The organism is Shinella sp. 1A1 (assembly GCF_055379515.1).
In genome coordinates this window covers 2,798,913-2,822,500 of sequence record NZ_AP039671.1, presented here as the reverse complement: position 1 = coordinate 2,822,500, position 23,588 = coordinate 2,798,913, and the positions used below count along the sequence as shown (strand labels likewise).

At 59.4% G+C, this 23,588-nt stretch carries 15 protein-coding genes, 1 tRNA gene, 2 rRNA genes and 4 pseudogenes (1 of these 22 only partly in view); 15 read left to right on the top strand and 7 right to left on the bottom strand.

The features are described from left to right. The 4 genes and pseudogenes from ACZ48C_RS13795 to ACZ48C_RS13780 form a co-directional block, all read left to right on the top strand. Positions 1-2,385, top strand: a 23S ribosomal RNA gene (locus ACZ48C_RS13795) (it extends 412 nt beyond the left edge of the window). A 119-nt stretch (positions 2,386-2,504) separates the two neighbouring features. Next, positions 2,505-2,619: ribosomal RNA gene (gene rrf / locus ACZ48C_RS13790) — 5S ribosomal RNA — on the top strand. Positions 2,620-2,713: 94 nt separating this feature from the next. Then, positions 2,714-2,790 (top strand) — tRNA-Met (locus tag ACZ48C_RS13785). A gap of 14 nt (positions 2,791-2,804) precedes the next feature. Further along, a pseudogene (locus ACZ48C_RS13780) lies at positions 2,805-3,578 on the top strand (zinc-binding dehydrogenase); the annotation flags it as partial. Between the two features lie 79 nt (positions 3,579-3,657). Here the strand turns inward: ACZ48C_RS13780 and ACZ48C_RS13775 are convergent. From ACZ48C_RS13775 to ACZ48C_RS13760, 4 genes and pseudogenes are all read right to left on the bottom strand, one after another. Continuing rightward, positions 3,658-4,497: a plasmid partitioning protein RepB C-terminal domain-containing protein gene (locus tag ACZ48C_RS13775; protein ID WP_464781452.1), complete on the bottom strand. Its 840-nt coding sequence runs from the start codon at positions 4,495-4,497 to the stop codon at positions 3,658-3,660. Continuing rightward, positions 4,494-4,934: pseudogene (locus tag ACZ48C_RS13770) on the bottom strand (plasmid partitioning protein RepB C-terminal domain-containing protein); the annotation flags it as partial. The pseudogene ACZ48C_RS13770 and the gene ACZ48C_RS13775, both read right to left, overlap by 4 nt. A gap of 71 nt (positions 4,935-5,005) precedes the next feature. Next, positions 5,006-6,105 (bottom strand): IS3 family transposase gene (locus ACZ48C_RS13765; protein WP_464781451.1). Its coding sequence is split into 2 segments (ribosomal slippage): positions 5,006-5,853 and positions 5,853-6,105, totalling 1,101 coding nucleotides; the frame shifts between segments, so codons are not numbered across the junction. A gap of 57 nt (positions 6,106-6,162) precedes the next feature. Then, positions 6,163-6,366 carry a hypothetical protein gene (locus ACZ48C_RS13760; protein WP_464781450.1) on the bottom strand — a complete coding sequence of 68 codons (204 nt, stop codon included), beginning with the start codon at positions 6,364-6,366 and terminating at the stop codon, positions 6,163-6,165. A 131-nt stretch (positions 6,367-6,497) separates the two neighbouring features. Here ACZ48C_RS13760 and ACZ48C_RS13755 point away from each other — a divergent pair, with 131 nt between their 5' ends. Beyond that, on the top strand, positions 6,498-6,836 hold the full coding sequence (locus tag ACZ48C_RS13755; protein ID WP_464781449.1) for a hypothetical protein: 339 nt from the start codon (positions 6,498-6,500) through the stop codon (positions 6,834-6,836). A gap of 132 nt (positions 6,837-6,968) precedes the next feature. After that, positions 6,969-7,319: pseudogene (locus ACZ48C_RS13750) on the top strand (ATP-binding protein); the annotation flags it as partial. Here the strand turns inward: ACZ48C_RS13750 and ACZ48C_RS13745 are convergent. Together ACZ48C_RS13745 and ACZ48C_RS13740 are read right to left on the bottom strand one after the other, a co-directional pair. Continuing rightward, on the bottom strand, positions 7,226-8,020 hold the full coding sequence (locus ACZ48C_RS13745) for a hypothetical protein (RefSeq protein WP_464781448.1): 795 nt from the start codon (positions 8,018-8,020) through the stop codon (positions 7,226-7,228). The pseudogene ACZ48C_RS13750 and the gene ACZ48C_RS13745 sit on opposite strands and share 94 nt — an antisense overlap. 99 nt (positions 8,021-8,119) lie before the next feature. After that, positions 8,120-9,067: an MgtC/SapB family protein gene (locus ACZ48C_RS13740; RefSeq protein WP_464781447.1), complete on the bottom strand. Its 948-nt coding sequence runs from the start codon at positions 9,065-9,067 to the stop codon at positions 8,120-8,122. A 565-nt stretch (positions 9,068-9,632) separates the two neighbouring features. Here ACZ48C_RS13740 and dcm point away from each other — a divergent pair. The 4 genes from dcm (at position 9,633) to ACZ48C_RS13720 (ending at position 16,821) form a co-directional block, all read left to right on the top strand. Beyond that, positions 9,633-11,018 carry a DNA (cytosine-5-)-methyltransferase gene (dcm, locus tag ACZ48C_RS13735; RefSeq protein WP_464781446.1) on the top strand — a complete coding sequence of 462 codons (1,386 nt, stop codon included), beginning with the start codon at positions 9,633-9,635 and terminating at the stop codon, positions 11,016-11,018. Continuing rightward, positions 11,015-12,943: a GmrSD restriction endonuclease domain-containing protein gene (locus ACZ48C_RS13730; RefSeq protein ID WP_464781445.1), complete on the top strand. Its 1,929-nt coding sequence runs from the start codon at positions 11,015-11,017 to the stop codon at positions 12,941-12,943. The genes dcm and ACZ48C_RS13730 overlap by 4 nt, the downstream gene beginning before the upstream one ends. A 170-nt stretch (positions 12,944-13,113) precedes the next feature. Then, a complete protein-coding gene (locus tag ACZ48C_RS13725) occupies positions 13,114-15,747 on the top strand; it encodes a Z1 domain-containing protein (RefSeq protein ID WP_464781444.1) in 2,634 nt (877 codons plus the stop codon). Positions 15,748-15,759: 12 nt separating this feature from the next. Next, the gene (locus tag ACZ48C_RS13720; RefSeq protein WP_464781443.1) at positions 15,760-16,821 is read left to right on the top strand and encodes a PD-(D/E)XK motif protein; all 1,062 of its coding nucleotides are present in this window, start codon (positions 15,760-15,762) and stop codon (positions 16,819-16,821) included. A gap of 338 nt (positions 16,822-17,159) precedes the next feature. Here ACZ48C_RS13720 and ACZ48C_RS13715 read toward each other — a convergent pair whose 3' ends face one another. Continuing rightward, on the bottom strand, positions 17,160-17,534 hold the full coding sequence (locus ACZ48C_RS13715; RefSeq protein ID WP_464781442.1) for an exonuclease domain-containing protein: 375 nt from the start codon (positions 17,532-17,534) through the stop codon (positions 17,160-17,162). A 72-nt stretch (positions 17,535-17,606) separates the two neighbouring features. Between ACZ48C_RS13715 and ACZ48C_RS13710 the strand changes: the two are divergent. The 5 genes and pseudogenes from ACZ48C_RS13710 to tkt form a co-directional block, all read left to right on the top strand. Beyond that, positions 17,607-17,885 (top strand): annotated as a pseudogene (locus tag ACZ48C_RS13710) (transposase); the annotation flags it as partial. Positions 17,886-18,465: 580 nt separating this feature from the next. Next, on the top strand, positions 18,466-19,491 hold the full coding sequence (locus ACZ48C_RS13705; RefSeq protein WP_464781441.1) for a substrate-binding domain-containing protein: 1,026 nt from the start codon (positions 18,466-18,468) through the stop codon (positions 19,489-19,491). Positions 19,492-19,552: 61 nt separating this feature from the next. Next, positions 19,553-20,596: an ABC transporter permease gene (locus ACZ48C_RS13700; protein ID WP_415213464.1), complete on the top strand. Its 1,044-nt coding sequence runs from the start codon at positions 19,553-19,555 to the stop codon at positions 20,594-20,596. Then, positions 20,593-21,375 (top strand): ATP-binding cassette domain-containing protein, encoded by a 783-nt coding sequence (locus ACZ48C_RS13695; RefSeq protein WP_454635166.1) that lies wholly within the window; start codon positions 20,593-20,595, stop codon positions 21,373-21,375. The genes ACZ48C_RS13700 and ACZ48C_RS13695 overlap by 4 nt, the downstream gene beginning before the upstream one ends. A gap of 168 nt (positions 21,376-21,543) precedes the next feature. Beyond that, the gene (gene tkt, locus ACZ48C_RS13690) at positions 21,544-23,538 is read left to right on the top strand and encodes a transketolase (RefSeq protein WP_464781440.1); all 1,995 of its coding nucleotides are present in this window, start codon (positions 21,544-21,546) and stop codon (positions 23,536-23,538) included. The last annotated feature ends 50 nt before the right edge of the window (positions 23,539-23,588 follow it).

Sequence of the window (23,588 nt, the reverse complement as noted above, 5' to 3'; positions counted from 1 at the left end):
TAGGGCGGGACACGTGAAATCCTGTCTGAACATGGGGAGACCACTCTCCAAGCCTAAGTACTCGTGCATGACCGATAGCGAACAAGTACCGTGAGGGAAAGGTGAAAAGCACCCCGACAAGGGGAGTGAAATAGAACCTGAAACCGGTTGCCTACAAGCAGTCGGAGGCCGCAAGGCTGACGGCGTACCTTTTGTATAATGGGTCAACGACTTAGTGTGTCGAGCAAGCTTAAGCCGGTAGGTGTAGGCGCAGCGAAAGCGAGTCTGAACAGGGCGTTCAGTTCGACGCATTAGACCCGAAACCGAGTGATCTAGCCATGAGCAGGTTGAAGGTTGGGTAACACCAACTGGAGGACCGAACCCGCATCTGTTGCAATAGATTGGGATGACTTGTGGCTAGGGGTGAAAGGCCAATCAAACTCGGAGATAGCTGGTTCTCCGCGAAATCTATTTAGGTAGAGCGTCGACCGAATACCCTCGGGGGTAGAGCACTGGATGGGCTATGGGGACTCACCGTCTTACTGATCCTAACCAAACTCCGAATACCGAGGAGTACTAGTCGGCAGACACACGGCGGGTGCTAACGTCCGTCGTGAAAAGGGCAACAACCCTGACCTCCAGCTAAGGTCCCCAAGTCATGGCTAAGTGGGAAAGGATGTGAGACTCCCAAAACAACCAGGATGTTGGCTTAGAAGCAGCCATCATTTAAAGAAAGCGTAACAGCTCACTGGTCTAATTAAGGGGTTTTGCGCCGAAAATGTAACGGGGCTAAAGCCATGCACCGAAGCTGAGGATTGGACGCAAGTCCAGTGGTAGCGGAGCGTTCCGTAAGCCTGCGAAGGAGGACCCGTGAGGGCCTCTGGAGGTATCGGAAGTGCGAATGTTGACATGAGTAACGATAAAGGGAGTGAGAGACTCCCTCGCCGAAAGACCAAGGGTTCCTGCTTAAAGTTAATCTGAGCAGGGTTAGCCGGCCCCTAAGACGAGGCGGACACGCGTAGTCGATGGGAACCACGTTAATATTCGTGGGCCTGGTGGTAGTGACGGATTGCGTAACTTGTACATTCTTATTGGATTGGGTGTGCAGGGAAGCGGTTCCAGGAAATAGCTCCACCGTATAGACCGTACCCGAAACCGACACAGGTGGTCAGGTAGAGAATACCAAGGCGCTTGAGAGAACTCTGCTGAAGGAACTCGGCAAATTGCACGCGTAACTTCGGAAGAAGCGTGACCCTTTTGCGGGCAACCGTAGAAGGGTGGCACAGACCAGGGGGTAGCGACTGTTTATCAAAAACACAGGGCTCTGCGAAGTCGCAAGACGACGTATAGGGTCTGACGCCTGCCCGGTGCTGGAAGGTTAAGAGGAGAGGTGCAAGCTTTGAATCGAAGCCCCAGTAAACGGCGGCCGTAACTATAACGGTCCTAAGGTAGCGAAATTCCTTGTCGGGTAAGTTCCGACCTGCACGAATGGCGTAACGACTTCCCCGCTGTCTCCAGCAGAGACTCAGTGAAATTGAATTCCCCGTGAAGATGCGGGGTTCCTGCGGTTAGACGGAAAGACCCCGTGCACCTTTACTATAGCTTTACACTGGCATTCGTGTCGGCATGTGTAGGATAGGTGGTAGGCTTTGAAGCAGGGACGCCAGTTTCTGTGGAGCCATCCTTGAAATACCACCCTTATCGTCATGGATGTCTAACCGCGGTCCGTTATCCGGATCCGGGACCGTGTATGGTGGGTAGTTTGACTGGGGCGGTCGCCTCCGAAAGAGTAACGGAGGCGCGCGATGGTGGGCTCAGACCGGTCGGAAATCGGTCGTCGAGTGCAATGGCATAAGCCCGCCTGACTGCGAGACTGACAAGTCGAGCAGAGACGAAAGTCGGTCATAGTGATCCGGTGGTCCCGCGTGGAAGGGCCATCGCTCAACGGATAAAAGGTACGCCGGGGATAACAGGCTGATGACCCCCAAGAGTCCATATCGACGGGGTTGTTTGGCACCTCGATGTCGGCTCATCGCATCCTGGGGCTGGAGCAGGTCCCAAGGGTTTGGCTGTTCGCCAATTAAAGCGGTACGTGAGCTGGGTTCAGAACGTCGTGAGACAGTTCGGTCCCTATCTGCCGTGGGTGTAGGAATATTGACAGGATCTGTCCCTAGTACGAGAGGACCGGGATGGACATATCTCTGGTGGACCTGTTGTCCTGCCAAGGGCATAGCAGGGTAGCTATATATGGAATGGATAACCGCTGAAGGCATCTAAGCGGGAAACCAACCTGAAAACGAGTATTCCCTTGAGAGCCGTGGAAGACGACCACGTTGATAGGCCGGGTGTGGAAGCGCAGCAATGTGTGAAGCTTACCGGTACTAATAGCTCGATTGGCTTGATCGTTCTCATTGTTCATGCTCATCGGCCCTTTGAAAAAGGGCGATGAAGCCAGACGTGTTCACAGACTAAACAAACGAAGGCTCCGCCTTCTACCAGCTTCTCAAAAGATTGCCCTTAGCCGACCTGGTGGTTATGGCGGGGTGGCTGCACCCGTTCCCATTCCGAACACGGCCGTGAAACGCCCCAGCGCCAATGGTACTTCGTCTTAAGACGCGGGAGAGTAGGTCGCTGCCAGGTCTGCTAAAGGCAATCAAATCTTCTCAAAACAATCCTCGGCCCAAGCCGAAATCGGGCCGCCCTCAAAGCGGCCCTTTTGCATGCAAAAACATAACGCGGGGTGGAGCAGCCCGGTAGCTCGTCAGGCTCATAACCTGAAGGCCGCAGGTTCAAATCCTGCCCCCGCAACCAAATCAAAAGCCCCGATGACAGAAATGTCGCGGGGCTTTTTAGTGTTTGTGCTCCGTCTCAAGCTCGCCGGACGCAATGCGGGCCATCATATCGTTCTGGGCGGAAGCGACAAACTGCTGTTGCATGATGTCGATCACATCCATCGACGCCATGATGTTGGCGACATCGCCATGGACCTGCAGAGCTGCCAGCCGACGGCCCGGTGTCTTGCCGATCACCACCGTCTCGATCAGATCGCGAACGATGTTGATGAACGGCTGCTTCGTCTCGGTATCTACCAGCATCAACGAGCCTATGGCTTGAGCGTGCCGGGAGGGTTCGCGGAATATGCCGTCGCCGATGTCGCATTCGCCGTGCGACTGCCGTCGGATGTAGACCCTTCGACGATGGTGCCGGTCATGTGCGCCAGCGTCACCGCCTATTGCGCCATTCGACGGGCGGACCTGACCGCCGGCGAAAGGTTGGCCGTCGATGGCTGCGGCGGCCTTGGCCTTTATGCGTTGCAGATCGCGACCCGCATGGGCGTTCACATGCTGGCCGTGGACCGCAATCCGGCAAAGCTGGACCATGCCCGCCGCTATGGCGCGGCAGAGGTCGCCGTCGCCGGCGAAAGGCTTGAGCAAAACCTTGCGGCCAATCCCGGCTACCATCCTGGGATCAATTCCGCGCCGATTCCCGCCACCTGGTCGGCGATCGTCGCATCGATCCGGCCGCGCGGGCGCATCGCCGCCTCGGCGCTGGTGTCTGAACCGGTTCCACTCATTCAGGAATGGCTGACGGCGACTGGCGTCGCAATCACCGGAACCGGCGTCGGTACGCGCCAGGAAATGCGTGAGGTCGTCGCCATGCATGCCAGGCAGCCGCTACTCAATCCGAATCGGCATGGTATCGCAGCAGATAATCAACGACAGCGTCATTTCTTAGCAGGCGGGAAACGTAGCCTTTGGCAACGACCAGCACGAGCATCGTGTCGCCAAGCGTATCCTGAACTGTTCGATAGTCCTGATAGAGCCTTTCCCTCTCCCGCTCCATGCGGGCAATGTCTTCCGCAGAGGCCTCTATCGGTTTAGGTTTCTTCGGCTCCAGAAGAAGCTCTGGGCGTGTCGCCGAAAGGATCATGGTCGCATAGGTTATCGTAAAGCGATTTGCCGCGATCATCATTTCGGCGGCTTCGATCTGCCTCATTGGCTTCATCTTGCGCAGGATGGGGAATACACCGCGCGCCGCCAGCCTATCCTTAAGCAATTCCACCACCTCGGGCGCGATACCGTCCAGCATGCGCTGCCGTTCGCGGATACGTTCCACATTGACGCTGAGCGCTTTAGCTATGCGTTCAGCAGGAACCTTTTTAGCAATTGCCTGCATGATCATGCGGTGTTCCTGCACAGCATTCAGCCGATTGACCTGTCGATTGAACGTGAAGCCTTCGTCGTCTTTCGAAAGAAGACAGACGGCATGCGTCGCACCGAGAACCTTGAGGCATTCCAGCCGCACATGCCCGTCGAGAAGAATGTACTTTCTGCCTCCGTCTTTCCCACCCTTTTCGGGGAACACCGCCAGCGGCTCTATGATGCCGACTTCCTGTATCGACGCGAGGATCGTCTTGAACTTTGAGGAGTACCGCAGACTGGGTGACAGTGTGCGTGTCGGCAGAGTGTCGTTTACAGGTACCGTGATGGTATGCTGTTCGAAGGTGGAGCGGCTCATTGGCTTTTTCCTCCGGAAAGGCGGTCGGCGAGCGGCTTGGGCATATCGACGATCCCCTCCGCTCGCAGCAGCGTCCGAAAATGCTCCTCCGAATGCAGCTTGCGCATAGCAGAGACGACAAAGAGCAGCCGCTGTTCTGTCACATCCGCTTTCTGGATGGCGAGACGCTGGCGCCGAACTTCCTCCTGGAAGGTCTGCGCCAGCCTTGCTGCCGTCATGGGCTTCTCGTTGCGCTGAATTACCTTCTGGTATTTTTGACCGAACGCCTTGTGTTTATCGATCAGCCGCCGGACTTTCAGAAGCTGGTCCCCCTTTAGAGTTCCAGTTTCGTAGGCTTCCATCATAGCGATCTGAACGTCGGCCTGGCTGGATCTGGCGATTTCGACGGCCAGGGAAAGTGGCAGCCATCCTTTTTCAACGGCTGTTATGAGACGTTCTTCTCCTGCTCGTGACCTGAGCCCCGACTTCCCTCCAGTTTTCGGGAGAGTCTTGGGTTTTCAATCTGGCCTCATGCGGCCTGTTTTTCCATAGCCATTTTCATTGCGAACTCGCTGGGCGTGATGTTGCCCAGCGATGAGTGCGGTCTGTTTCTGTTGTAATCCTCCTTCCATGCGGTGATAGCGGCGCGCGCGTGGGCGAGCGACGAGAACAGGGTCTCGTTGAGGCATTCGTCTCGGAAGCTGCCGTTGAAGCTCTCGACGAAACCGTTCTGCATCGGCTTGCCGGGGGCGATGTAATGCCACTCGACACGAGTTTCCTGGCACCATTTGAGGATGGCCATACTGGTCATCTCCGTGCCGTTGTCCGAGACGATCGTCTTCGGCTTTCCCCGTCTGGCGATGAGGCTGTCCAGCTCGCGAGCAAGCCGAGCGCCCGACAAGGATGTGTCTGCGATCAGGCACAGGCATTCCCGGGTGAAGTCGTCGACGACAGCCAGAACACGGAAGCGGCGACCATCCGTGAAGGCATCGCTGACGAAGTCCAGGCTCCAGCGCTCGTTGGGGCGTGACGGCAAAGCCAGGGGACGCCTCGTCCCTAAGGCCCGTTTGCGACCGCCGCGCTTGTGCACCATCAGCTTCTCCTCCCGGTAAAGCCGCCTGAGCTTCTTCAGGTTCATGACGATCCCTTGCCGGTCCAGCATGACGTGGATGCGCCGATAACCGAAGCGGCGGCGCTCCGACGCAACCTTCTTCATCGCCTCCCGAATGGCCGCATCGTCAGGCCGCACGCTGCGGTATCGCATGGTGGACCGATCAAATGACAACATCTCGCACGCCCGACGTTGGCTCACCCCATGCTGCGCACAGACATGAGCCACCGCATTCCGCTTCACATCGGGCGTCACCATTTTTTTGAGGCCACGTCCTTCAGGATCGCATTGTCCAGCATGGTCTCGGCGAGCAGTTTCTTCAGCTTGGCGTTCTCGTCCTCCAGCGCCCTCAGTTTGCGGGCATCGGAAACGTCCATGCCGCCATACTTCGCCTTGTATTTGTAGAAGGTTGCATCCGAGATGCCGTGCTTGCGGCAGACATCGGCCGTCTTCGCACCCGCCTCCTGCTCTTTCAAAATCCCGATGATCTGTTCTTCCGTGAACCGGGAACGCTTCATGTCGTCCGTCTCCTGATCGTGACGGACTCTACCAAAATTTGGAGGAAGTTTAGGGACTCAGGTCACTCGCAGTAACTGAAGGATTCCCTGAATGTAGCTCGGATCCAGCCCGGTTTTCTGGCCGATCTGCACATTGGTGTACCCTCGATCTGAAAGCACCTGGACGGCGTTCGGGAGATCCTGGCTGGAGTGCTGTCGGCGGGCCAGGTTTTCGACGAGGCTTATCAGATAGCGGTCCGTTTCAGGAGCGGCTATGATCATCGCTGGAATATCCGGTCGTTGCGATAAGCGAGAAGGCGGAGGCCATCCCGTCCGACATCGCCATTGCCGCCGACATCGGTCTTGCGGCAGGCTGGCTGGACTATCCCTTCCTTAGTGGCATGGTGGAGGCGATGCACGGCGCCAGCGGTCTGGCGGCGCTGGAACAATGGTCGACGGCCTACGACGCGCATTACCTGACGATCGATGATGTCGTGCTGGCGTTCCGGCCGGGGCGCAACGCATCCCAGGTCATCGCCGTGCTGGCATCTCTCGCCGAGCGCAATCGTGTAGCCGCTCGGGATGATGGCGATGACGACGACGACGAACCGGCATCCAGAGGTACGGGCAAATCGTCGAAGCCGGAACAGGATGCGAAAGCGTCGGAGAAATCCTCATCCGGGAAAGACAGCGGCGGTGGATGGAAGCGCGACAAGCCGTCAGGCGCCGAGGTCATCCAGCCGGAGCCATAGGGACCCGGTGAAGCCGATCGTCCATTGCTCGCAGTCGAGACGCTCTCCGGTTACGGCAAGGCCAAGACCAGGGCGCTGGATCTGAAGGCTGATCTGGCCGATCACAGGGCGGGCGCTCTCGTCTGGTCGGACATGAGCACCAAGCTTCTGCTCCATGGACCGCCCGGGACCGGCAAGACGACCTTTGCTCGGGCGCTGTGCAACAGTCTGCAGGTGCCGCTGGTTGTCACATTCGTATCGACTTGGCTGCAGGGCGGGCATCTGAACGACGTCATCGCCAGGATGGCCAAAACCTTCGTAGAGGCCCGCGCGCTAGCGCCAGCCATCCTGTTCATTGATGAGATCGATGGCATCGGCAAGCGGTAGCCGGCCGAGCGGGAATACGCCGACTATTGGAATACCGTCGTCAACAAGGCGCTCGAGCTGTTGGATGGGGCGGTCAAGAGTGAGGGGCTGATCATCGTCGGCGCGACGAACAGGCCGCAGGAGATCGACGATGCGCTGAAACGCTCCGGGCGGCTTGAGACGCATATCGAGATCCCCATGCCGGATATCGTAACCCTCGCTGAAATCTTCGTCCACCATCTAGGCGATGATCTCGCATCGTATGGTCGATGTAAGGGCGTCGGAGGAGACCAGGGCCGATGAGGTGGGTTCCGAGGCCTCGGGCATGAATGTATCCGAGGCAGCAGCACCCAACATCCAGGCCGATTGGGACAGCGATAAACACACCTTGGATTGGTGAGATGGAAGGAGGTGTCGAACACCGCGACTTGCGGCACGGCAGGCCAAAGCGCGCGGCAGAGCCTGATGGCCTGCAGACTGCCCGGATTATATAACGGCGCCAGTGGTGACAGCTCCTTGATCGCCCCGATGGTCGCGTCGTCGAGGATCGCGGGCGCAGTAAATCTACTGCCACCATGAGCGACACGATGGCCGATCGCCTCGGGCGCACCGAGGTCGAATTGCCGAAGCACACCGGGGATAGCGGCGATGGCGTTGCCGATGTCAGCGTAGTGGACTGAGCCGCTCTGGTCCGTCTTGCCACAGCGAAAACGGAAATCGCAGCCTCCCTCCCGAAAGCGTTCGAATGAGCCTTTGAAAATCTCGCGAGATTCCGAGGCGATATCGAATACACCAAATTTGAGACTGGAGCTGCCGGCATTCAAGACGAGAATTTTCATTCAGTTTCCCTGATCGTTGAACAGTGTTCCGTGGTCTGCGGGGTGATGCGCCGAAGTGCGTTCAGGCCCTGGCAAAGTTGTTGGTTGCCGGGCCTCAATTCACAGACGGCCAATATACAGAGACGCGGCCATGCCGGCCGCAAGGCCGAGCACGCTAAGGGCGCCGACGCGCCCGCCGATCCTTGAGCCTCCGACCCATGCCGCCATCACGGCTTTGACAAGTGTATTCATGGCCACGGCGATCAGGATCGCATCTGCCGCAAGACCGGGCTCGATCGAATGCGACGCCAGGCGGGCCATGGAGATCGAAATCGCATCCACATCGACGATCCCCGAAGCGGCGGCTGTCACCAGGACACCCGCATCCCCGAATGACTGTTGAAGCAGATGCGACACCACCATGACCACGGTGATGAGCGTCCCCATTTTCAGGGCAGGCGTCAATTCCAGCGGGTTGGTGATCGTAAGTTCCGGCTGTTCGGAGGAGCCGCGACTCTGCAATAGCAGGAGCCCGGCGCCGATGGCGAGCACGCCACTGCCGATGAGAAACGGCCATTTGAGATGCGGAAGCAAGCTTGGGTTCAAGGCCATCGCCACGACTGCGACGCGAATGATCATGGTCAAGCCGGAAAGAAGCACGCCGCAGGAAAGCAGCGTGCTGGACTCGGGGTGTCGGCGGGCAAGCCTTGCCGGCGTCAAGGTCGTCGCTGTCGAAGAGGCGAGCCCGCCCGCAATCGCCGTCATCAGGACGCCAAGCCGGTCCCCGAACACGCAGACAGCGACGTAGCCGGCGAAGGAGACCGCAGCAATCAGGATGGTCAGCAACCAGATCTCATATGGATTCACGGTGCCCCAGGGATCGACCGGCCTGTTCGGCAGGATCGGCAGCATGAGAAAGGTCATTGCCAGAAGCGTCAGGCCCGACCGGATCTCATTCCAGTTCAGTGATGCGACCCAACGATGCAACGGCTCACGCAGGGCAAGCAGCACAGGCGTCTTCGCCACAGTGACGAGGACGGGTATCTTTCCGGCCTGCTCCACCGCCATCGCCCGAACCGGGGTCTGGTTTGTCCATGAAGGTCCGTACCGGCCGTCTTACGCTCTTATTGGCAGCGTTTGTCCCTCAAGCTGATCCGATGCTTGGCCGCTGTCTGCCACCATTTTACTGACGATGATGGAAGATAATCCGCTCCGCTTCTGGTCATCATCAAGGGATCGCTGGGGTTCAGGTGCGCGCAAGTTTCCGTCCGCAGGCTTGGTTGCGGCCACGCCCGCTACGAGTAGGAAAGCAGTTGTGCTATGAGGGAGGCAATGATTGCTCTGCGGGACAAAGCTGCTGTTTGCAGGTGCCGCGCGACGAAGCGCACCATCACCCCAGGGCGTGCCGACAGGGCGGAAAGCGGCAACCCGTGCGCAGCGCGGCAATTACTCTTCCCGGGGCCCGTGACGGGCGGAAAACCACTCCAAATTCTTGTCCGCATCCCCCAGGGGTCAACTCCGCGAGGAAATCAACAAACTATTGGACATACAGCAACAAATCGCACAAAGTGTACATTTCAACAAATCATGAGAAATCTCGCCCGACCAGGCCGAGACGGGTTGGGCTGGAATAATGGGAACTAGTAACGAGGCCTTCCGTTTCGTCGACCTCTTCGCTGGGCTGGGTGGCTTCCACGTCGCCCTCGATGAATTGGAGGGGTGTGGTGTATTCGCTGCAGAGAGGGAGCCCAAACTGAAGGCTCTCTATAAAGTCAACTTCGGCGTCGACGCTTGGGGTGACCTTAATGAGTTGAGCAGCGACGAAATCATAGCCCTCAACGTGCCCGATCACCACGTCCTTACCGCAGGTTTCCCGTGCCAACCGTTCTCTAAAGCAGGAGACCAGTTGGGCTTCAAGGATACAAATCAGGGCAATCTCTTTTTCAAGGTGCACGACATCTTGCGCGTCAAGCGGCCACTACACTTCATCTTGGAGAATGTGCCCAATATCCTCAAGCACGACGGTGGCCGCACCAAGGGCACAATCATTCGCTTGTTGGAGGAGCTTGGCTACTCCGTCAAAGTAGAGCACTTTTCGCCGCACGATTTCGGCATTCCGCAGGTGCGAGACCGCGCCTACTTCGTAGGATCACTCCACGGTCTCGATCATTTTGAGTGGCCAGCGAAGCATAAAGATCCAACCGAAATTCAATGGGTACTGCGCCACGAAGGGCACTCCAAGCGCGCCATCCCGGAGCAGACGCTGCGAGCCATTGACATGTGGGGTGACTTCCTGCGCCGCTCGCCGGCTTCTTTGAAGCTGCCTTCCTTCCCGATTTGGGCGATGGAATTTGGGGCAACCTATCCATATCTGGACGAGACTCCAGCAGGGGTTTGGATTCGGAGATCTGGGTTGGGTCTTAGCCAGTTGGGTTTCAAGGGCAGCTTCGGCCAGTGCCTCGACTGCTCGCTCGACGAACAAATTACGAGGATACCAAGCCACGCTAATCGCCTAGGTGATTTGAATTTTCCACAGTGGAAGCGGACTTTTATCAGGCAAAATCGCGAATTCTACCAAGCTAACCGCCATTGGATCGACCCCTGGATCGCACGATGGAGCCCTCAAAGCTTCCCTTCTAGCTTCCAGAAGATGGAGTGGAACGCGCAAGGTGAAGTCCGAGACATCGACAACTTCGTACTACAGGTCCGTGCGTCAGGGCTGCGGGTCAAGCGCCCCACTACCTCCCCAAGTCTCATCGCCTTCACGCAGACCCAAGTGCCCATCCTTGGTGCCAACCTGACCGGCGAACGCCGTTACATGACACCAGAAGAGTGCGCCGAACTTCAGTGCCTCAGCGGCATCCAACTCCCCGCGTCCGACCTCGACGCTTATAAAGCCTTGGGGAACGCAGTGAATGCCCGCGTAGTCAAAGCGATCGCCGAAAGATTGTTGCACGGACTCATCCGGCCCACTTCTAGCATCACCTCTGACCTCGAACCGTTGAGAGCTACTGGATGACTGACCACATCGAAGACGAAGTCGACGGGGAAGACCCGCGGTCCCTCTTGATGGAGAGCATTGCCGACGGGTTGGCAACCCTCTCCGAGGCTTCAGACACGCCGAACGGCGTTCACCCAGTATCGTCAATATTCAGCAGCGGTGACGTCGACTTCGCCTCCGCCTCATGGATGAACAAACTGGCTGAGATTCAAGGCTGGCTGAGCTTCAGCGAGGACCTCCCGCGCACGGGTGGTGAACCATTCCTTCAGGCACTCATCGCTGAACTCAAGCTTGAACCCGCCGACCTCCTTTCTCCCGGAGACACCTACCCGCCGCTGAGCCTTCGTACGCTAGAGCGTCTACAAGAGCGCGTCGAGGCAGCCGTCCGGCTCCAGAGAAATTTTCTTGAAGAACTTGAGACCAAGGGCACCAGCCGTGCGGTAGCTACCCAGTCGTGGGCTGACGCTTGGGCGGAGTCCGACGCGAGTGAGGAGGCGGTGAGTCCGGAGCCGGTCACGGCAAGGGCCGACGTATGGCCGATCTACCAACTCACAAATAAGGTGCCTAACCTAACCCCGTCCTATCAGCGAGGTGATGTATGGGCTAACGGCGACCGACAGTCTCTGATGGAGTCAATTCTCCGTGGCGTCCCTTTGCCCTCCATCATTCTGCTGCGAACTGGACCTACCACACCTTATGAGGTCGTTGACGGCAAGCAGAGGCTCACGACCATCCTCCGATTTGTGGGAAAGCACCCTGTCGCTACGCAGAAGGTTGCGGAGGTCACCTCTCGGCACAGAGATAAAAAGTTCAACGATCAAGGGCGTCTCGACGATAACGGTAGCATGAATTTAGCGGATCTGTTCCGCCACGATTACCCGGCCTTCCGCCGTGCGTGGAAAGCGCTGGAAGGTTACGCACTCAATGCCACACAAGAGAACGAATACTACTTCCCATTCAAGCTGCGCACGACCGGAGAAGGCGGGCTGGTTGGCTCCTACCTAGAGCCTCTCCGCGGGAAGTACTACACGCAGATTAAGGATCTGGTGATCAAGGTCGCTGCTGAGGAAGTCACGATAAAGGGGTTGTTCGAGGAAGTCGTTGAATACCGCATTCCTGTCATCGAATACACTAAGGCCAGTCAAGCCCAGATCCATGAGGTCTTTCGACTCTACAACAAGCAGGGCGTACACCTCAATGCTGAAGAGATCCGTAATGCAGTTTACCACGAGGTCGAACTCACCCGCGCGACCCTTGCTGCCGCCGGCGACGCCGACCCAAACACCGATGTCGCCAAAATCGCCGAATCGCTGGCCGGCATCCCCAATCTTGACCGGCTCAGTGAGGCGCTGAAAAGCTACGGTTTTGGCGACACGCGCTACAAGCGCACTAAAGTTCTAGCTTGGGTCATCTCAGTCCTGGTGCATGATACTGCTGGGAAAGACTTGGCATCGACTAGCCGTAATATCGACCAGTTGCTGATCGCGATTCAGAAGAACACATCGCACCGGCTGGCCGATTCATCGACGTTGAACAAACTGTTCTCGCTGCTGCTAAAAGCTGTCGAACTCCATTCATCGCACGATGAGTTGTGGTCCGATCAATTCAAAGATGGCGGCAAGGGTGCAAAGTGGCAGGAACTTCAACTCGTAGGTTCCCTCGTGGGCATTGCCATGGCCTTAGCTGCCTCGCCAGACGACGTAGAGGACCGCATCGAGGCCAGCGGTGATGTTATCCGAACGGCGAGCGAGGTAGCCCCGGACTGGGTACGCCCCGAAAAGACGCAAACCAAAACCCAGTGGGACTACATAGCTAAGATCAGCAAAAGTCTTCTGGAACTATTGAGCATCGACCCCGATCAAGCGGCTAACGCTGTTCGTCTGCAGTTCGGGACCTCCGGGTACGCGTCGTTGCAGCAGATGCTCATCAAACCGAAAAGTTGAGAGTGGTGCCCGGAAGTTCTCCACTCGTCGAGCATGTCTACTTCAATCCACCTGCTTCTCAGGAGGCGGACTCGTGGTGGGCTAGATACAAGTCCCAACTCGTCGGCTTGACCGACACAGCGCGTGCCTCAGTTGAGGCAGACTCCCGCTATATTCTCCAGCGCGGAATCTTGGGAGCCGACACCGCGAAACCCGAAGAGTGGTCATTCCGCCGATCACGCACTGGCCTCGTTATGGGCTCGGTCCAGTCTGGCAAGACGGCTTCTATGCTGGGGGTCTCAGCTCTGGCCATCGACAACGGCCTCGACATCATCGTCGTACTCGCCGGGACCCGTCTCTCGTTGTGGCGCCAAACCTATGAGAGGTTGGTGCAGCAGTTGGACTCGGGCGAGGAAAACGCACAGAAGATTAAGCGCCGCCTTCTGTGCCCTGCGCCTGGCATCGCTCTGTCAGAACAGACCTACCCACTAGCAACCACTTACGGCTTGACGCCGGCACAAGTGCGACAACGGCTGGGTCAGCGCAAGCCTCTAATCATCGTGGCGATGAAGCAGACCGACCATCTGCATGCCTTGGCCGCAAGCCTGCGCAATAACGTTTTTAACGAAGTTAAGGAGCTTGATCGTAGCGTCCATATGCTCGTGCTTGACGATGAGGCCGACGACGGCTCAATCCTCGATGCCATCGTTGAGTCCTCACAAGACCCTATTTACGGCAGACTGAAGCAGATCCCGCGTGCGATCGCCAACCTCTGGGATCCTCCCCAGGGTTCGCCTGAAAATTTGTTCTCGACCTACATCGCCTACACGGCGACGCCCCAGGCTAACCTCCTTCAAGAGGATCACAACCCATTGGCGCCACGAGATTTCTTGATCTCTCTTCGCACGCCGCTCGACGTCGGCCATCCAATAGATACAATAGACCCCAGCAATCTCAATGCACCGCGCTCATCGACCTATCCCGAGGCGACTGGGATCCGTTCTTACTACACCGGCGGAGAGGTCTTCTACCGCCGCGCAGAAGCAGCTCAACTGTGCGTGCCTACCACCAACTCCGCTCAGCAGGACCTCGCAGACGCCGTCCGAGCTTTCTTGGTGGCTGGCGCAATCCGACTACACCGCTCTGGCAAGGTCGGTCCGGTATCTGCCCTCGCAAAGCAGTTCGACACGAAAGAAGAAGCCCTTGCCAACGCGGCTTCGCCGCACTCTATGCTGTATCATCCTTCTGCGGCAATCCAGCACCACTTTCAGGGTGCTGAAGATGTCCTGATCTGGGCGGGAATTCAGGATCGATCGGCGGCTCGAAATCTCATTGATGGGGGGGATGCTAGGCTGCCCCATACCTTAGTAGATCAACTGCTGGCGGACCCCGCCCCATGGGCGCAATGGCTTGAGAAATATCGCGCCTCCGCCAGAGAAATTGAGAAGGAGTTCGACGTCCTGCCTCCGACGAGTTTCCCGGACTGGCAGACCGTCGAAAGTCTACTTATTTGGGAGGTGATCCCTGGAACTAGAATTGCCGTGGTCAACAGCGACCCTAATGCTGACGATCGCCCGGCCTACGCACCGAGCCAGGATAAAGATACGGGCAAATGGAGAGCAGCTCGCGACCTCTGCACGATCTTTGTCTCAGGGAATGTCATGGCCCGGGGACTGACGTTGGAAGGTATGACCACGGCGTTGTTCCAGCGTTCATCAGCCAACCCGCTGGCCGATACCCAGATGCAGATGCAGCGCTGGTTCGGCTACCGCGGATCACATATTGAACTATGCCGAGTCTTTGCCTCCAGCGACCAACTCTCACTCTTCCGTGCTTACCACGATGTCGACGAAGCGGTTCGAACTGCCATCACCGAACGCATGATGAGCGACGCTCCTGAGCCTACCGTCTTGCAGGGACTCAATTTCGAAGCCACCGGCAAGATCGCAGGCGTCGGCAACCTTCCACTATCACCAGGGGCACGTCCCTTCGTTACAGTCATCAATGACAGCCGGCGGGCGGATTCGAATGCAGACATCGTGGCTAAACTCTTCGTTCGGCCATCCAGCGACCTCACTGTCGCCAATGTGCTGCGGGGCCGGATCCTAGATGTTCCACTCGAACTGACCGAGGCCGCCGAACTCTTGGATAGCCTAACTTACGCGGATTATCGCCCCAGAAGCGAGGGGTTTCACGTGGACTTCTGGAGCGGTATCGAAGCCCGGGCAAACGCAGTTGCCCCACTGGTAGATACACCTTTCTATCGCCCGCCGGTGAGACATGGTAAGGGAGACGAGCCGAGGCGAGTCTGTCCTTATGCCATTGCCGCCTACCTTCGACTTTGGTCGGCTAGCCTCACCCGGTCGATCACGGGCCTATTTGTGACCGGCCAGCCCGGCGATCTATGGTCCTACGCCGACCTTAGGCGCAAGAACACTGAGCGACCACGGTTCTGGATCGGCATTCGTTACGGAGATGGTGCCACCATATCCAAAGGTCCGCTGGCGCTGCTTCCATTTGACATACGCGCCACCACAAAGAGGGTGGCCGGAGGCGAACTCAAGACCACTTGGGGTGCAAGTGACCCCAACGCCGGCCCGGGCCAGTATCGCGGCGACGTCTACTTCGACTACTATCACCGGTACGCTGACGTGCCGTCGCGCAGCACCACGGGGTGGCGACCCAGCGGCTCCGACGGTCAAATCCTCTTCTACGTTAATCAACACTCGGACGACGAGCACCCCGCGGTCGCAGTTGGGGTCTGTCTCCCTGCGGGAGGTCCGGAGCAGTTTTCAGCCACCCGTGCTGGTGGGGGGCGTCGTTAAGGAGGAAATTCCATGACCAGCTACGAAGTAGTTTTGAACCAGATCAACGTCGTCCCCGCGGGAACAATTGGAGATGACCGAGCCATTACTTGGTTAACTGATGCGAAGGTGGTCGGGATCGCTCGGAATAGTCGTGGTCACTTAGAACTGTTCCTTGCAGGCGACGAGTTAAGGCCCCGGACCGGCACAGTGAAGACTGCGATGCGCTACCACTCTTGGCACCGCGACGCCCTGCCTCCTCTGAACGCAAACCGCATTTGCTTGCCCGCGCTCGGGCATTTTGACCAGGTCGGTGCATTTATTGCCGCTGAACTCCTGCGCGAGAAGGCTGATTCTAATTTAGAGCGCGCCTTTGCCGTCACCGAGCCGCTGATCGAACTCGCCATTAAGCGCATGGAGATCTCCGAAAACGCGATCCTCGGGCTCGTCGGGGAACTGCTCCTACTCGATGCTCTCTGCCGCCGCGCGGCTGATCCCCAGGTCGGACCAATCGTTCAAGCTTGGGATGGCTGGCGCCGCTCGGCAAGGGACTTCACATGGCAAGGCACGGGCGTAGAGATAAAAACCACTACTCGCACCACCTCAAGTCACGCCATCCATGGTGTCCACCAGATCGAGCCTACCCCTGCCAGTGATGACGCCACAGGGGAAACGCGCCTGCTCCTCGTGAGCATCGGCCTGTGCCAATCAGATCTCAATGCGCCTGCTTTGTCGATCCCTTCCTTGGTGGAGAGCATTCTTGATCGACTCAACGGCACCGGGGCTAGTGGCTTGGTCGAGGACTTCCTCACGCGCGTGTCTGTGTACGGCACAGAGTCGGGCATCGGATACGAGCATGCCACGATGGTCAACGAGGCACCGTTCACGACTACATTTGGCGTGACGTTCATCCGTGGGTACGACATGGCAGACCCGGCCGTCGAGGTCCTGCGGCGCGATGACCTCGTCACCCATCAGCATGTGGATGCCCAGTCGGTCATCTTCCGCGTAGAACTTCCCGCGACGATCAGCTTAAATAACCCTATCGTAGGTGCCCGACGCGTCGCGGAGGCGATACTTCGCTTGCACATTTAGGGACTGTTGATTTCGCGCAGAACTGACGCTTGGGGGTTCGCTGAATAACCTGAGCAAGTCGGCGATGGGAAGCCCCAGAACGGCAGCAATCTCCCGCATCGCTACCATCTTGGCCGAGTCTTTGCCGCGATGCCAAACTAACGGCAGCTTTCGGCAATCAACAGCCGGAAGATGCCAATTCGCTAGCTACCTCTGAGGGGTACTTCCTTTTCGCATCGCCTGGTCGTTTGCAAGGACAGGATGCGTCTTGAGGCTTCACGATTACACCGATGCGTGCATTCCACGCGACATGGTCATGACAGTTCGATCATGCAGAACTCCAACCCTTTTTGACCTCGTCAATCTGTTGCGCAGCGACAGACTTCGTTTCGGTCACAAATTGCGAGATGAGTTGAGCGCTGCGGGCGTCGCGAAGATAGCGACGTTATCAGCGGCGATATCGCGCAGGAGGGTTGCTGATATCCATGGAAAGGTTCAAGCACCTCGTAAATCGTACCGTCGAGACCGTATCGGAATGGCACCATGGCGAGTTCGATGATCTCGTCTTGGCGAACATCCAGCCCGGTGGTCTCGACGTCAACGAACAGACCGGTACGAATCTTCTCAGATTTAGGATGAGGGCGTGGAGATCGCGGAGTAAGGCGACGTAAGACACGGTAATGTCCACTGGCTTCCAAGGCTGCGGCCATCGAGGCAAGATCGGATTCACTCATGAACTGCCCCCAATTTCGACCGGACAGTCGGCATAAGCAGAAAGGCTCAAGCACAGGCTTGAGGACAGGCTTATGTCTAACGAGTATCGACGCATTGAAGTGATCACGGGCGATGTTCTGCGACGGCGGTGGACAACCGAGCAGAAGCTGCGGATTATCGAGGAGAGTTTTGAGCCGGGCGAGACGGTTTCGTCGGCGGCCAGGCGTCATGGGGTTGCGCCCAATCTGCTCTACCGGTGGCGCAGGCTTCTCAGCGAAGGAGGCACGGCAGCGGTGGATTCTGATGAACCTGTCGTCGGCAATTCCGAGGTCAAGAAGCTCGAGGATCGCGTTCGCGAGCTGGAGCGCATGTCCGAATTTACAAGGCTCCCTGCGTTCAGGCCCCCGCAACCAAATCAAAAGCCCCGATGACAGAAATGTCTCGGGGCTTTTGGCGTTTCTGTTCAATGGAAACGGCAAGCCGATCCTTACCGATCACAAGGATCCTCAGCATTTGTGCCGCCTGGCCGCACGTCTCCTCATGACCAAGCCGGGTGTGAAGTGATCTCCTTTTGGCAATATCTGGCGAGGTTGGGGTGGGGCAGAAGAGGCGGGCCGATGAAGTCGCCGACTTAGTTGACCCTTGATTGCGGCAGACATTGCCGTCTTCTGGCCGCTTCCCTGCCTCTTCAGGATTTAAGGAAGTCCTAAACTTAATCCGGCTGCCTCCTTTGTGATGAACGGCGTGGTGTTTGAGCGACCGGCGCGTCAAACGAGCCGTAGATACGATGCCCATGCCTCAGAAGATCATTGACGTATTATAATGAAGTGTTGTACGTACAACATTACAATGTTGAGTGACGCTGCGCGTTTCTGTGGAGGATAGCGGTGGCGTCGGGTTGGGAGCTTACCCGCCTTCGGCATTGGCGTGTCACGTAAACGGAGGAAAATCGTGCTGAATTTTAAGAAGGCCCTGTTCGGGGCGGTTGCCCTGACATTCGCTCTCTCGGCGTCTGCTGGCGCTGAAGACAAGATTCTCATCGGCCTCGTCACCAAGACGAACGGCAATCCCTTCTATGCCAAGATGAAGGAAGGCGCCGAAATGAAGGCGAAGGAGCTCGGCGTCGAGCTGCAAAGCTTCGCCGGCAAGATCGACGGCGACAGCGATTCCCAGGTCGCCGCCATCGAGACGCTGATCTCGGCGGGCGCCAAGGGCATCATGATCACGCCGAGCGATCCGAAGGGCATCGTCTCGACGCTCGATAAGGCACGCAAGGCCGGCATCTTCGTTGTCGCGCTCGACACCGAGACCGATCCGATCACGGCGGCCGACGCGACCTTCGAGACGGACAACAAGCTGGCCGGCGAGCTGATCGGCAAGTGGGCCGCGGCCACGATGGGCGACAAGGCGAAGGATGCCAAGATCGCCTTCATCGACGCGGTCGAGAACCAGCCGACCGTCGACTGGCAGCGCGACCAGGGCTTCATGAAGGGCTTCGGCATCGACATCAAGGAGCCGAACCGCTACGGCGAGGAGGACGATCCGCGCATCGTCGGCCATCAGTGGGGCGCGGGCGCCGAGGACGGCGGACGCACCGGCATGGAGCAGCTTCTCCAGCGCGAGCCGGAAATCAACCTCGTCTACACCATCAACGAGCCGACGGCGGCCGGCGCCTATGAGGCGCTGAAGGCGGTCAAGCGCGAGAAGGACGTGCTGATCGTTTCCGTCGACGGCGGTTGCCCGGGCGTGAAGAATGTCGCGGCCGGCGTCATCGGCGCCACCTCGCAGCAATATCCGCTGCTGATGGCCACGATGGGCGTCGAGGCGATCGTCAACTACGTCAAGACCGGCGCCAAGCCCACCAACAGCGAGGGTCTCGACTTCTACAATACCGGCGTCAAGCTCGTGACGGACAAGCCCGTTCCCGGCATCGATTCCATCACGTCGGAAGAAGCACTCAAGCTCTGCTGGGGTTGATGAACCGGATCGGCGCGGCCCTCGCCGCGCCGCCCTTCCTTAACGAAAAAGGGCTTGCTCCATGTCGTCGGACAATCAGGCACTCTCGACGGCCGAGGCCGCATTCGAGGACCAGCGGTCGTCGGTGGGCCGCACGCTGCACCGCTTCCTTCACAACAATTTCACGGTCGTCCCGGCCGCGATCCTCATCCTGAGCTGCCTTCTCTTCAGCCTCATCGTCGGATCGCGCTTCCTGCACCCGTTCAATTTCTCCCTGATCCTGCAGCAGGCGACGATCATCGGCATCGTCGGCACGGCGCAGACGCTGATCATCCTGACGGCCGGCATCGACCTCTCCGTCGGCGCGATCATGATCATGGCCTCGCTCATCATGGGGCGGCTCGCGGTCCTGTCGGGCGTGCCCGTCGAGCTCGCCTTCCTCGCCGGCCTTGCGGCGGGCGCGGCCTGCGGCTTTGCCAATGGCGTCCTGATCTGCCGCTTCAAGCTGCCGCCCTTCATCACCACGCTCGGCACCTGGAGCGTCTTCGGGGCGATCAATATCGGCTATTCTCGCAGCGAGACCATCCGCTCGCAGGAGATCGCCGATGCCGCGCCGTTCCTCCAGTGGACCGGGCAATCCTTCTCCTTCTTCGGCGCGACGCTGACCTATGGCTCGATCCTCCTGCTGCTGCTCGTGGCGGTGGCCTGGTACGTGCTGAACCGCACGCCCTTCGGCAAGCACGTCTATGCCATCGGCGACGACGCGGAAGCCGCGCAGCTTGCCGGCATCAACATCCGCCGTACGCTGACGGCGGTCTATGTGCTGGCCGGCATCATCTGCGCGCTTGCGGGCTGGGTGCTGATCGGCCGCACGGGCTCGGTCAGCTCGCTGTCCGGCGCGACCGTCAACCTCGATTCCATCACCGCGGTGGTGATCGGCGGCACCAGCCTCTTCGGCGGGCGCGGCTCGATCATCGGCACCCTGTTCGGCGCGCTTATCGTCTGCACCTTCCGCAACGGCATCGCGCTCGCCGGTGCGGATGCGGTCTGGCAAGAGGCGTCCATCGGCCTGCTCATCCTCTCGGCCGTGGCGCTCGACAACTGGCTGAGAAAGGTGTCGGCATGAGTGTGGAACCCATTCTCAAGGCGCGCGGGCTGGTCAAGCGCTACGGGCGTATCGTCGCCCTCGATCACGCCGATTTCGATCTGATGCCGGGAGAAGTGCTTGCCGTCATCGGCGACAACGGGGCCGGCAAGTCGACGCTGATCAAGGCGCTGTGCGGCGCGATCACCCCGGAGGCCGGCGAGATCTCCCTTGGCGGCGAGCCGGTCTCCTTCCGCTCGCCGCTCGATGCGCGGCGGGCCGGCATCGAGACGGTGTTCCAGTCGCTGGCGCTGGCGCCGTCCATGACGATCGCCGACAACATGTTCCTCGGGCGCGAGCGCCGCACGAAGGGCATGTTCGGCCGGATCTTCCAGAACCTCGACATGCGCACCATGCGCCGCGAGGCGCGGGCGGCCCTGTCGGAGCTGGGGCTGGCGACGATCCAGGACATCAACCAGCGGGTGGAGACGCTTTCGGGCGGCCAGCGCCAGGGCATCGCCATCGCGCGGGCCGCGGCCTTCAGCAGCCGGGTGATCTTCATGGACGAGCCGACCGCAGCCCTCGGCGTGAAGGAATCGCGCAAGGTGCTCGACCTTATCGCCGACGTGCGGCGCAAGGGCATCTCGATCGTGCTGATCAGCCACAACATGCCGCATGTCTTCGAGATCGCGGACCGGATCCATATCCACCGCCTCGGCTCGCGGGCCTGCGTCGTCGATCCGAAGTCGATCTCGATGTCCGACGCCGTCGCCATCATGACGGGGGCGAAGCGGCTGGAGCCCGAGCCCGTTCAGGCCTGAAGCCAGCCTCACCGGCTTCCCTTTTCAAGTGCGGGCTTCGGCGGGGCGCCGGGTCCCTTGCGGCCTTTGCGCTTTCGGGCGGCGGAGGTCATTTCCTCAATCGAAGTGTCTTGTCATGTTGTACGTATAACATTATAGGATGCGAAAAGCATATCTGGAGGCACCCCTATGTCTGACCGCCGCGACCTGGCGAACGCCATTCGTTTCCTGACCGTCGATGTCGTGCAAAAAGCCAATTCCGGCCATCCCGGCACGGCCATGGGTATGGCCGATATTGCCGAGGTTCTGTGGAACGATTTCCTTCGGCACAATCCCGCGAACCCGAAATGGCTCAACCGCGACCGCTTCGTGCAGTCGAATGGTCACGGCTCCATGCTGACCTATTCGCTGCTGCACCTTTCCGGCTACGGGCTGACGGTGCAGGACCTCAAGGATCACCGCAAGCTGCATTCCAAGACCCCCGGGCACCCGGAATACGGCATCACCGCGGGCGTCGAGACGACGACCGGCCCGCTCGGGCAGGGCTTCGCCAATGCCGTCGGCATGGCGCTGGCGGAAAGGAAGCTCGCGCAGGAATTCAACCGCGAAGGCTTCCCCGTCGTCGATCACTTCACCTATGTCTTCGTCGGCGATGGATGCCTGATGGAAGGCGTGGCGCAGGAGGCGGCTTCGCTCGCCGGCACGCTGAAGCTGAACAAGCTCATCGCCGTCTATGACGACAACAAGATTTCCATCGACGGCGAAACGCCCGGCTGGTTCGCGGATGATACGCCGGCCCGCTTCCGCGCGCTCGGCTGGAACGTCATCGCCGATGTCGACGGCCACGACTTCGACGCCATCGCCGCCGCCTTCACTGCCGCACGCCGCTCGCCGGACAAGCCGACCATGATCTGCTGCAAGACGATCATCGGCTACGGCTCGCCGAACAAGCAGGGCAAGGAGGAGGTGCATGGCGCGCCGCTCGGCGTGGACGAGGTCACCCGCACGCGCGAGCATCTCGGCTGGCCACACGAGGCCTTCGTCGTGCCCGATGCCATCATGCAGGCCTGGGACGCTCGCCCGCGCGGGGAAAAGGCGGAAGCCGAGTGGAACGCGCTGTTCGCGGCCTACCGGGCGCAGCATCCGGCGCTGGCCGCCGAGCTGGAGCGCCGCACCGCCGGCCGTCTGCCGGAAGGGTTCGACGCCGCTGTCTCGGCCGAGGTTGAGCGCATCCTCGGCGGCGATCCGGTCAAGCAGCCGGTGCGCAAGGCGTCCAACCGTGTGCTCGGCAATCTCCTGAAGGGCCTGCCGGAGGTGATCGGCGGTTCGGCCGATGTTTCCCTCTCGACGCTCGCCTGGACGGGCGAGGCCCGCTCGATCACGCCCGAGGATTTCTCCGGCAATTTCGTGCATTACGGCGTGCGGGAATTCGGCATGTCGGCGATAATGAACGGCATGGCGGCCCATGGCGGGCTCATTCCCTATGGCGCCTGCTACCTCGTCTTCAGCGACTACAGCCGCAACGCGGTGCGGCTTTCCGCCCTGATGGGGCTCAAGGCGGTCTTCCTCTACACGCACGATTCCATCGGGGTCGGCGAGGACGGGCCGACGCACCAGCCCTGTGAGCAGCTCGTGGCGCTGCGCGCCATCCCCACCATGTCGCTGTGGCGGCCGGGCAGCGAGCTGGAAGCGCTCGTCGCCTGGGAGAGCGCCATGAAGCGCGAGGGGCCGAGCGTCATCGTCGCCGCGCGGCAGGACGGCGCGGTGTTCGCGCACAAGGCGGGCGATCTCGAAGGCATCCGCAAGGGCGGTTATATCCTCAAGGACGCCGCCGGCAAGCCGGATGTCGTGCTGGCCGCGACGGGTTCGGAACTCGGCCTCGTGCTGGAGGCCGCGAAGGTTCTGGAAGGCGAGGGCCGGGCGGTCCGTGTCGTCTCCATCCCCAACGGCAACCTCTTCGCCGGGCAGGATCGCGCCTATCAGGACAGCGTGCTTTCCTTCGGCACGCCGGCGGTCTTCGTCGAGGCGGCTTCGCCCCTCTACTGGTACCAGTTCCTAAAGGGGCCGGGCACGGTGGTCGGGGTCGACCGCTTCGGGGAATCGGCCCCGGGGCCGGAGATCTACCGCGCCATGAACCTGACGGCCGAGCGCGTCGTCTCCGAGGCCGCCCAGCTTCTGGCCTGAGAAAACGGTTGCAGCAGGGATGGAAAGCATCTCTGCTGCTTTTTCATGAC